Source organism: Blastococcus sp. SYSU DS0552 (assembly GCF_054050815.1).
The window spans coordinates 21969-31949 of the sequence record NZ_JBJHAB010000011.1; the positions used below are offsets into that span (position 1 = coordinate 21969).

Annotated in this window: 9 protein-coding genes and 1 tRNA gene; 3 read left to right on the plus strand and 7 right to left on the minus strand. The window is 71.4% G+C overall.

The window, feature by feature from the left end; all coding sequences use genetic code 11:
* Window positions 1-32: 32 nt before the first annotated feature.
* The 3 genes from ACI8AG_RS12655 to ACI8AG_RS12665 all read right to left on the minus strand — a co-directional run bounded on the left by ACI8AG_RS12655 (window position 33) and on the right by ACI8AG_RS12665 (window position 2867).
* Window positions 33-1619 (minus strand): ROK family protein, encoded by a 1587-nt coding sequence (locus tag ACI8AG_RS12655; protein ID WP_456597318.1) that lies wholly within the window; start codon window positions 1617-1619, stop codon window positions 33-35.
* Between the two features lie 254 nt (window positions 1620-1873).
* Window positions 1874-2119, minus strand: a complete 246-nt coding sequence (locus ACI8AG_RS12660; protein ID WP_456597319.1) for a hypothetical protein — start codon at window positions 2117-2119, stop codon at window positions 1874-1876.
* 660 nt (window positions 2120-2779) lie between these two features.
* Window positions 2780-2867: transfer RNA gene (locus ACI8AG_RS12665), tRNA-Ser, on the minus strand.
* Window positions 2868-3143: 276 nt separating this feature from the next.
* On the opposite strand from ACI8AG_RS12665, the gene ACI8AG_RS12670 reads away from it, so the two are divergent.
* Window positions 3144-4220, plus strand: coding sequence for an alpha/beta hydrolase fold domain-containing protein (locus tag ACI8AG_RS12670; protein WP_456597320.1), 1077 nt, complete (start codon window positions 3144-3146; stop codon window positions 4218-4220).
* A gap of 85 nt (window positions 4221-4305) precedes the next feature.
* Here the strand turns inward: ACI8AG_RS12670 and ACI8AG_RS12675 are convergent, their stop codons facing one another.
* The 4 genes from ACI8AG_RS12675 to ACI8AG_RS12690 are packed head-to-tail and all read right to left on the minus strand — an operon-like array spanning window position 4306 to window position 7771.
* Window positions 4306-5154 (minus strand): ABC transporter ATP-binding protein, encoded by an 849-nt coding sequence (locus ACI8AG_RS12675; protein WP_456590616.1) that lies wholly within the window; start codon window positions 5152-5154, stop codon window positions 4306-4308.
* Window positions 5155-5181: 27 nt separating this feature from the next.
* Window positions 5182-5955: an ABC transporter permease gene (locus ACI8AG_RS12680; protein ID WP_456597321.1), complete on the minus strand. Its 774-nt coding sequence runs from the start codon at window positions 5953-5955 to the stop codon at window positions 5182-5184.
* Window positions 5952-6803 (minus strand): ABC transporter permease, encoded by an 852-nt coding sequence (locus ACI8AG_RS12685; RefSeq protein ID WP_456597322.1) that lies wholly within the window; start codon window positions 6801-6803, stop codon window positions 5952-5954. The genes ACI8AG_RS12680 and ACI8AG_RS12685 overlap by 4 nt, the downstream gene beginning before the upstream one ends.
* Complete coding sequence (locus ACI8AG_RS12690) at window positions 6800-7771, minus strand: ABC transporter substrate-binding protein (protein ID WP_456590612.1); 972 nt, start codon at window positions 7769-7771, stop codon at window positions 6800-6802. Before ACI8AG_RS12690 ends, ACI8AG_RS12685 begins: the two co-directional genes overlap by 4 nt.
* A gap of 205 nt (window positions 7772-7976) precedes the next feature.
* Between ACI8AG_RS12690 and ACI8AG_RS12695 the strand changes: the two genes are divergently transcribed.
* Together ACI8AG_RS12695 and ACI8AG_RS12700 are read left to right on the plus strand one after the other, a co-directional pair.
* The gene (locus ACI8AG_RS12695; protein ID WP_456590611.1) at window positions 7977-8780 is read left to right on the plus strand and encodes an IclR family transcriptional regulator domain-containing protein; all 804 of its coding nucleotides are present in this window, start codon (window positions 7977-7979) and stop codon (window positions 8778-8780) included.
* Window positions 8777-9979, plus strand: coding sequence for an MFS transporter (locus tag ACI8AG_RS12700; protein ID WP_456597323.1), 1203 nt, complete (start codon window positions 8777-8779; stop codon window positions 9977-9979). Before ACI8AG_RS12695 ends, ACI8AG_RS12700 begins: the two co-directional genes overlap by 4 nt.
* Window positions 9980-9981: the final 2 nt, after the last annotated feature.

Here is a 9981-nt window from a genome sequence, read left to right on the forward strand (position 1 = left end):
CTCGTCCGTCACGAGGCAGCGCAGTCGGATCGTCACTTACTAGTGGGGGCGCTAACTCCAAGGGACGGAACCCACAGCAGGGGGTCATCTAGCAGGTGCTGCACGACCAGCGAAGATGCCGCCAGGGGCTCTACGTCCGGTGTGAGGATTCGCGGTTCGAACTCCGGCCCCTTGTTAGAGCCGTGGGAGAGGGTCTCGCGGACACCCCCAAGAAACGCTGCCCCTCCAGGGGCCGCCTGATCGACAAGTTCCTCGGGTCCGCAGACAACCAGCCTGGACGGGTCGATCAGACTGACCACCGTCGACAGGACGCATCCAATCGCGTTCCCCGCGGCCCTAAAGGATGCCTCGGCGGCCACGTCCCCCGAGGCCACTAGGCCCGCGGCCTCCGCCAGGGTATTGACCTGCCCATCGGTCAACGTGCGCAAGATGGCCCGTTCACTCGCGACCTGCTCCAAGCAGCCTTCCGTCCCGCAGCGGCACACGCCTGCCGACGGCATACCGACACCGACGTGCCCGATCTCGCCCGCGGCATGAAGGTCGCCGCGGACCAGCACACCATTGACAACGACGGCCGCGCCGATGCCTTGTCCCGAAGCGCTTAGGAGGACGAGCACAAGGCTTCGCCGATCCATACCCACCAGGTACTCACGCACAGCGAGGGCGTTCGCGTCGTTGCCAACGACCACTCTCAGCCCAGTGCGCTTGTTGAGGTCGTCAGCTACCAGAACCCCCCTTGGCCAGTCCGTTTCAGGAAGAGTGAGGTCTGGCGCTGTTACGACGCTGCCCACCTCCCCGTTGACAACCCCCGCCATAGTCATTCCGAGGCCGAGAACGGGTATTTCCAACTCGGAGGCCGATTCCTTAAGTTCATTCGCGACATGGGCAACGCTGTCTATGACGGCACGAGGCGAGGGTTCGCGCAGGTCAGTCCGAAACGGTCGCCCAATGACTCGGCCGCTTAGGAGATCAGTCAGTGCGCCGACCACATGATCGTGTCGCACCGACGTGCCGATGACCAGCATCTTTTCGGGCACGAGAACGAATCTTTCCCCCTTGCCCGGCCTACGGGCCCACCCCTGATCGACAAGATGCAGCAAGATCGTCCGGGCGATCGGCGCAGGAAGGTTCGCGTGCTTCGCCAACTCCGCAAGCGACTTCGGGGTTAGGGCAGGGTCAAGGAGCCTGCCCAGGATGCGGCTCGTCCCCCGCGCTTCGATGAGGCGCCAAACCTCGTTAGCAAGGTCCTCGGTGACCTGAGGCATGACGCGCCGCATGAGCGCCAGGTCCAGGCGCATGTCGAGAACGTTGGCGTAGCGCTGCAGCGTCGACAGTCGGGGATCGCTCCGTCCACGCTCCAGGTCGGAGATCGCTGACTGTGTCGTACCCATGACATCTGCGACCTCAGCCTGGGTCAAGCCAGCCCGATCCCGCGCGTCCGACAGGGCCGCCAGAAGCCTCGCCTTGCGGTGCAGGTCATTACTGACGGCAAGGGCTGCGGGGTCCTTCTGCACACGCGCGCGCAGTCGCTGGAGGTCATCAGGCTGGCCCGCCTCCAAGGAGGCTAGTTTCTCGCGCAGGCGCTTCGGCAGACCCTCTTCGCCAGCGTGCTCGGCCATCTCCCGCTCCATAAGTCCAGGTCAAACCAGTTCGCTGCATCTCAATTGCCGATGCAGCGGCCCGCCAGATGCAGCACCGTATCGGTTATCGGCGATGCCGTCACCGTACTTCAGCCCAACGCGTGACGCCCGTTGGACGCGCCATGGCCGCCAAGCGGGGCGCACGCATGCTGTTAGCGGGTCCACACGTGCTGTCACGCGATGATCGAGGACGTCAACGGCAACCGCCTGGCCACCATCAGCGGGATGGCCGCCTAGCGGTCCGCCGCACCCTCACTGCTGGCCGGGGCATCCGGCAACCTGGACGCCCCGGCCAACAGTCGCTCCGCGTACCGATCTGCTGCCGCCCGCACCCAGTCCGCGGTGACGGTCCGCCACCACCCGGCCAGGCACACCGGGTTCACCACCAAGGCTACGACCGACCACTTCAGCGAGATGACGTCGGTCATCGCGCCGACGCCAACCAGCACCGCCGCCACGACGACACCAAGCGTGGCCACGGTCGTCCCAACGGACCGCATCCCGTAGACGTTGCGGCGGAAGCCGTAGTTCGCGTTCTCCTCGGCACCAACGGGAAGGCGTCACCGCGGGTCGCCTCCCGTAGCGCCTCACCGGCAGCCTCGTACGTTTGATCCGCGACCACGGAATCCCGAGCCTCCGCCTCCTCATCCGGCAGAGCGATGCCGGTCGCCCGTGCGACATCAGCATGTCTCCGGGCGAGCAGGATCTTGTTCTCCGCCGAACGCCACCGCAGGGAGGCCACGAGCGGCGCGCCGCCCCAACGTCGCCAGAGGTCAGTCTGCTGGGCGGCCCCGCGATCGCGAACGAGTTGTGCCGGAATCATCCAGAGCCCGGCCGCAAGGAGGGCGGCTCCTACCTTCGCCCACCATGCCTCAACCGACGGAACAGCCACGAGGACCACCACCGCGAGCGGCACCATGGCCGCCAGCGCAGGAGCCAGCCGGGCTCGCCGGGTGTACGCGTCAGGCACCGAAGCCTCCACCCTGCACCATCGGCTCGGCGTCGCTGACCGTCACCACGGCGCCATTGTGACCTCCGAGCGACATCAACGTCCCGCCCGCCGCGACGTCGCGTAGGGACACGGACCCGGCTCGCAGTTTCGCGTAGTCAGGGCGACGGCTTACGTGTAGCCGCCAGCGCGGAGGGCGTGGGATTCGAACCCACGAAGAGGGGTTACCTCTTAGCGGTTTTCAAGACCGCCGCCATCGGCCACTAGGCGAGCCCTCCTGGCGCCGTCGAGGCTAGTGCGTCATCCCGGACGCCCGCTCCCGGCCCACCGCGGTGACCCGGCGCCGGACGCCGTGCGCGGACCGGCAGGAAGCGCGGCTCGATCTGCCGATCGGCACACGCGCTCGACTCCCGCGGCGGCGCCGCATCGCCCGGCCCCAGCCAGTTTCCAGCGAGTGGAAGCTGCTCCTCGTGTCCGGCCGAGGGTGTGCCTAGCCTCACACCACCCACGCTCCGCACCGGCAACGTCGCCACCAGGAATGGAGTCCGGATCCCATGCAGCACACCGCACGTGCGCCCCGACGACAGGGCGCGATCACCGCCGCCTGCGGCCTCGCCGCCGCCTCCACCGTCGTGCTGGCCCTGGCCACGCCCGCCCAGGCGGCACCGCCCGCTCCCGAGCCGACCGTGATCAGCGACCTCGCCTACGGCCCGGCCACCCCGGGCAACCTGCTCGACCTGCACCTCCCCGGCACCCCCCGCCGGCACGCCCTGCCGCTGGTCGTCTGGCACTCCGGTTCCGCGTGGTTCAGCAACGACGTGAAGACCGGCGAGCAGGCGCTCGACGTCGTCGAGGAGTTCACCGGCCGCGGCTACGCCGTCGCCACCATCAACGTGCGCTCCAGCGCCGACGCCCGGTTCCCCGAGCAGGGCTACGACGTGCGGGCCGCCGTCCGCTACCTGCGGGAGAACGCCGCGCAGTACGGCCTCGACCCGGACCGCTTCGCGTTCATGGGCAACTCCTCGGGCGGCTGGTCGGCGGCGTTCGCCGCGACGACGAGCGACATCGAGCAGCTGCCCGGGGAGACGGGCGTCGACGGCACCTCCAGCGCCGTGCAGGTGGCCGTGCCGTTCTTCCCGCCGACCGACTTCCTCTCCATGGACACGTTCGCCGCGGAGAACGACCTGCCGATGCAGCCGGGGATCTACCCCCACGATGCCCCGACGTCCCCGGAGAGCCTGCTGATCCACTGCCCCGGCGAGGAGTTCCCGGGCCAACTGAGCATCCAGGCGTGCCCGGAGGAGACCGAGGCCGCGGACCCGAGCAGCTACATCGAGGGCGAGGAGATCCCGGTGTGGGTGCTTCACGGCCTGGCCGACCCGCTGCTGCCGTACAACCAGAGCCGGCTCGTCTACGACACGACGACGGCCGAGGGGAACGAGGCGAGGTTCACGCTCGTGCCGGACGCCGGCCACTCGGTCGACGACATCATCGGCGCCGAGGTCTCCACGACGTGGATGACGAACCACGCCGGGCGCGAGCGGGTGGTCAACCGCGCCGCACCGACGTGGCACGACATCGACAGGTTCCTGCGCGCCGGCTTCGCCCAGGCGGAGCGCGCCAACCGCTGAGCCCGCGAGAGACGGCGAACGGGGCCCCGGCGCAGCTGCCGGGGCCCCGTTTCGCGCGTCTCGCGCCGGGCCCCTCGGGGAGCGGTCAGAACCCCGAGTGGTCGGGTGCGGCCGGTGCGGGCCCGGTCACCGGACTCGCGGCCACCGGCTGCGCCGGCTCCTCGGCCGGCTCGTCCTTGGGCCGGTGGATCTGCTCGTAGACCCGCGCGCGGAGCTCGGCGAACCGCGGGGACGAGCGGGTGGTGAGCTGGTCGCGCTCGTCGGGCAGGTCGATCACCAGGTCGTCGCGGATGACCGTCGGCGAGTTCGACAGGATGAGCACCCGCTGCCCGAGGTAGACCGCCTCGTCGATGTCGTGGGTGACGAACAGCGTGGTGACGCCGAACTTGTGCCACAGGTCGCGGATGAGGTCCTCGAGGTCGGCGCGGGTCTGCGCGTCGACGGCGGCGAACGGCTCGTCCATGAGCAGCACGTGCGGCTCGTAGGCGACCGCGCGGGCGATGGCCACGCGCTGCTGCATCCCGCCGGAGAGCTGCCACGGGTAGGCCGCGTGCGCCTCGGCCAGGCCGACGGCGGCCAGCGACTCCTCCACCAGCTCGTTGCGGCGGGCGGCGGGCAGCTTCTTCTGCTTCAGCGGCAGCTCGACGTTCTCCCGCACCGTCATCCACGGGAAGAGGCTGCGCCCGTACTCCTGGAAGACCACGGCCATCCCCGGCGGGGGGCCGTTGACGACCTCGCCCTCCATGCGGACCTCGCCGGACGTCGGCTCCAGCAGGCCGGACATGATCTTCAGCAGCGTGGTCTTGCCGCAGCCGGAGGGCCCGACCAGGCAGGCGAGCTCCCCGGCCGGGAGGGTGAACGTGAGGTCGCGGACGGCCTCGACCGTGCGGTCCTTGCTCTCGTAGACCTTCTTGATGCCGCGGACGTCGAGCATGGGGAACCTTCCAGGTGGTGAAGGAGGTCAGGAGGAGCGCTGGGCGCGGCGCAGGCCGTGGTACCAGGCGAGCTGCCGGCTCTCGACGATCCGGAACAGCAGGGCCAGCAGGAAGCCGAGCAGGCCGAGCATGAGCATGCCCGCCCAGGTCTCCGCGATGGCGAAGCTGCGCTGGGCCTGGACGACGGCGTAGCCGAGCCCGTTGGTCGCGGCGAAGAGCTCGCTGATGACCATGAGGATGATCGCGACCGAGAGCCCCTGGCGGAGCCCGGCGAAGATCTGCGGGCTGGCGCTGGGCAGCACCAGGCGGCGCAGCCGGGACCAGCCGCGGAGGCCGTACACGCGGCCGGTGTCGCTGAGCACCTCGTCGACGGCGCGCACGCCCTCGACGGTGTTCAGCAGGATCGGCCACATGCAGCCGAAGGCGATGACGACGATCTTCATGCCGTCGCCGAGGCCGAACAGCAGGATGAAGATGGGCACCAGCACCGGCGGCGGGATGGCCCGGAAGAACTCGAACACCGGCTCGGTCACCGCCCGCACCGTGCGGGAGGTGCCGATGAGCACGCCGAGGGCCAGGGACACCGCGACGGCCAGGGCGTAGCCGGCCGCCAGGCGGTAGAGGCTCGGCCAGACGTCGGCGGCCAGGCGCGGGCCGAACCACTCCTCGACCAGGCTCTCGAGGATCTCCGACAGCGGCGGGAAGAAGAAGTTGGTGCTCCCGGCGCTGGCGAACCACCAGACGGTGAGCAGGATGACCGGCAGGCCGAGGGTCATCGCCACGCGACGCAGCACGCTCATGCCGCCACCTCCGCTCGCTGGGACGGGTGCCACGACAGCGCCCGCCGTTCGACGGCCCGGAAGACCAGGTTGACGATCACGCCGAGGATCCCGGTGACGACGACGATCGCGTAGGTGGCCGCCACCGCGCCACTGCTCTGCGCGTTGTTGAGCAGCTGCCCCAGGCCCGGGGTGCCGATGACGAGCTCGGCGGTGACCGCGAGGATCAGCGCCACGGCGGCCCCGAGGCGGAGCCCGGTCATCACGTACGGCAGCGCGGTGGGCCAGGTGACGTGCCGCACCCGGGCCCAGCGGCCCAGCCCGTAGGCGCGCGCGGTGTCCTGCGCGACCGGGTCGACGTCCTGCACGCCGTAGAGGACCTGGATGAGGATCTGCCAGAAGGAGGCGTAGACGACCAGGAGCAGCTCGCTCTCCAGGTCGTTGCCGAACAGCAGGACGGCGATGGGGATCAGCGCCACCGACGGGATCGGGCGCAGGAACTCGATGGTGGAGGCGGTGAACTCGCGGGCGAACCGGAACGTGCCGAGCAGCAGCCCGAGCAGCACGCCGGCCACCGCGGCGATCGCCAGGCCGATCGCCCAGCCCTCGAGGGTGTCCAGGACCGCGGTCCAGAACTCCGGGCGGCCGAACTGCACGAGCAGCTCGGCGCCGATCTCCGAGGACGGCGGGAACCAGCGCCGCGGAACCAGGCCGATCCGCGGCGCGATCTCGACCAGCGCGATCAGCGCGAGCAGGCCCAGCAGCCCCAGGGCCCAGGCCGGCACCTGCCGCCGCCGGCCCGCCTGCGGAGAGCGGGCCGGCGAGGCGGCGGGATCCGCCGACGCCCGGGTGGCGGTCGACCCGGTCACGGCAGCAGGGCGTCCAGATCCGGCGCCTCGTCGAGCAGCCCGTCCTCGACCGCGAGGTCCGCCAGGGTCTGCACCGAGTCGCGGTTGATCTCGGCCGGCCACGCCGGCAGCGTCATCTGCTCGGCGACGGCCGGGTCGATCTGGGTGTACTCGCCGAGGATCTCGCGGACGGCGTCCGGGTTCTCCTGGGCGTACTCCAGCGACTGCGCCATCGCGTCGCTGAAGCACTCGACGGCCTCGGGGTTCTGCTGGGCGTACTGCTGGCTGGTGAAGTACGTGGCCACGGTGAGATCGTCGGCGGTGTCGACGAAGTTCGACGTGACGACCTGGGCGCCCTCACCGGTCGACAGGGCCAGGAAGGGCTCCACCACCCAGGCGGCGTCGACGTTGCCCTGCTCGAGGGCGGCCGGCATCTCCGGGAACGGCAGCTCGACGAACTGGATACTGTCCGGGTCGCCACCGGCGGCCCGGACCGACTCGCGCACCGTCGTCGTTCCGATGTTGTTCAGCGTGTTGACCGCCACGGTGCGGCCGGCGAGGTCGGCGGCACCGGTGATGCCGGAGTCCGGGGTGGTGACGACGGCGCCGAAGTCGGCCCCCTGCTCACCGGTCGAGGCGACGCCGTTCGCGACGACCTGCAGCGGCAGGCCCTCGCTGGCGGCGAGCAGCAGCGAGGTGACGTTGCTGAAGCCGAACTGCGACTGGCCGCTGACGACCGCGGGCACGATGGCCGCGCCGCCCTGACCGGTCTCCAGGGTCAGGTCGAGGCCGCACTCCTCGAAGAAGCCCTGCTGGTCACCGAGGTAGATCGGCGCGACGTCGACGATGGGGATGACGCCGACCGACACCTGCTCGAGCCCGCCGCCCTCGCCACCACCGGTGGTGCCGCCCGCCTCCTCGTCGGAGCCGCCGCAGGCGGCGACCAGCATCAGCGGCGCGGTGACGAACGCAGCGACGGTGCGGCGCATGAGATCTCCTTCGATGACGACCGAGCGTCACATGTGTTCGCTCTGCGAACGCATGTGTGCGATGTGAACGAAGGAACGCTGACACGTGAGCGCTGTCACGTCAAACGGTCGTGACCGTGCCGTATCCGTGCGCATACCGCACGCGCGTTCCCGATGCGCACCGTACAGTGATGCCGCTCACCACCGATCCGACCGAAGGAGCGCCGTGACCTCCGTGCCCGACGAGCGGCCGGTGCCCGTCCGGGACGGCACCTTCGTGCAGTCCCTCGACCGCGGTCTCGCCGTCATCCGCGCGTTCGACGCCCAGCACCCGAGGCTCCAGCTGAGCGAGGTCGCCCGCGCCACCGGGCTCACCCGGGCGGCCGCCCGCCGCTTCCTGCTCACGCTGGTGCAGCTGGGCTACGTGCGCGCCGACGGCCGGGAGTTCTCGCTGCGCCCCCGGGTCCTGGAGCTGGGCTACTCCTACCTGTCCGGGCTCACCCTGCCCGAGGTCGCGCAGCCGCACCTGGAGGCGCTGGTCGCCCGGGTCGAGGAGTCCTCCTCCCTGTCGGTGCTCGACGGCGACGACGTCGTCTACGTGGCGCGGGTGCACACCAAGCGCATCATGACCGTGATGATCACCGTCGGCACCCGCTTCCCGGCCCACGCCACGTCCATGGGCCGGGTCCTCCTCGCCGGCCTGCCCGACGAGGAGCTCGACGCCTACCTGGCGCGGGCGGAGCTGCCCGCGCTGACCTCGCGCACCGTCACCGACGCCGCGGAGCTGCGCCGCGTGCTGGCCACCGTGCGGGCGCAGGGCTACGCGATGGTCGACCAGGAGCTGGAGGAGGGGCTGCGCTCGGCCGCCGCACCGGTCCGCGACCGCAGCGGCGCCGTCGTCGCCGCGGTGAACCTCTCGGTCAGCGCCAGCCGCACCTCGCTGGAGCAACTGGAGGACGAGTACGTGCCGCCGCTGCTGGAGACCGCCACCCAGATCGAGCACGACCTCGGCCGCAGCTCCCGGTCGTGACCGGTACCGGCACCCGCACCCGCCCCGCATGGCGGCTGGCCCTGCCGGCCGTGGCGATGGTCCTGGTCGCGCTCTGCCTGCGCGCGCCCTTCGCCGCCGTGGGCCCGCTCCTCGGGGAGCTCGGCGACGAGCTGTCGCTCTCCACGGGCGCGCTCGCCGTCGTCACCGCCCTGCCGCTGGTCTGCTTCGGGCTCATCTCACCGTTCGCCCCCGCTCTCGCCGGCCGCGTCGGCGTGCACCGCGCCGTGCTGCTCGGCGTCGCCCTCCTGGCGATCGGGATCCTGCTGCGACTGGCCGCCACGCCCGGGCTCTACGTGGGCACCGTGCTGCTCACCGGGGGCATCGCCATCGCCAACGTGCTGCTGCCCGCGGTCGCGCGTGCGGAGTACGGCGCGCGCAGCGCGGTGGTCGTGGGGATGATCGTCGCCTCCATGGCGGCGTCCGCCAGCATCGGGGCCGGGCTGGCGCAGCCGCTGGCCGCCGCGGCCGGCAGCGCCGTGGTCGGCCTGCTGCTGTGGGGCGTGCCGGTGCTGGCCGCCCTGGTCGCCGTGGCCGCGCTCGCCCGTGCTCGGCGCGACGTCCCCCCTCCGCCGCCCGCCCCCTCGGGCGCCCGCACCGCGGTGCTGCGCGACCGGGTGGCGCTGGCCGTCACGCTGTTCTTCGGGCTCCAGTCGCTCTCGTTCTACGCGATGCTGACCTGGCTGGCCGACATCCTCCAGGCCGAGGCCGGCGTCTCCCCCGTCGCGGCCGGCGGCCTGCTGGCGCTCGCCGCCGCGCTGGGCGTCCCCGCCTCCCTGGTGGTCCCGCCGCTGGCCGCGCGGCGCCCCGGCCAGCAGGGGTGGGTGCTGGTCGGCACCGTGCCGGTGATCGTGGCGATCGTGGGGCTGCTCGTGGCCCCGGCCGCGGCCCCGCTGCTGTGGACGCTGCTCTACGGCATCGGCACGGGAGCGGCCTTCCCGCTGGCCATGGCGCTGATCCTGCAGCGCACCCGCGACGTCGCCCAGACCGGCCGGCTGTCCGCGTCGGCGCAGAGCGTGGGCTACCTGCTGGCCGCCACCGGCCCGCTGGGCGTCGGCCTGCTGCACGAGGCCACCGGGGAGTGGGTCCCGGGGCTGCTGCTCCTGCTGGTCGTGGTGGTGGGTCAGACGGCCGTCGGGATCGCCGCGGCCCGCCCCCGGCTGGTCGGCCCCGCCGTCTGACC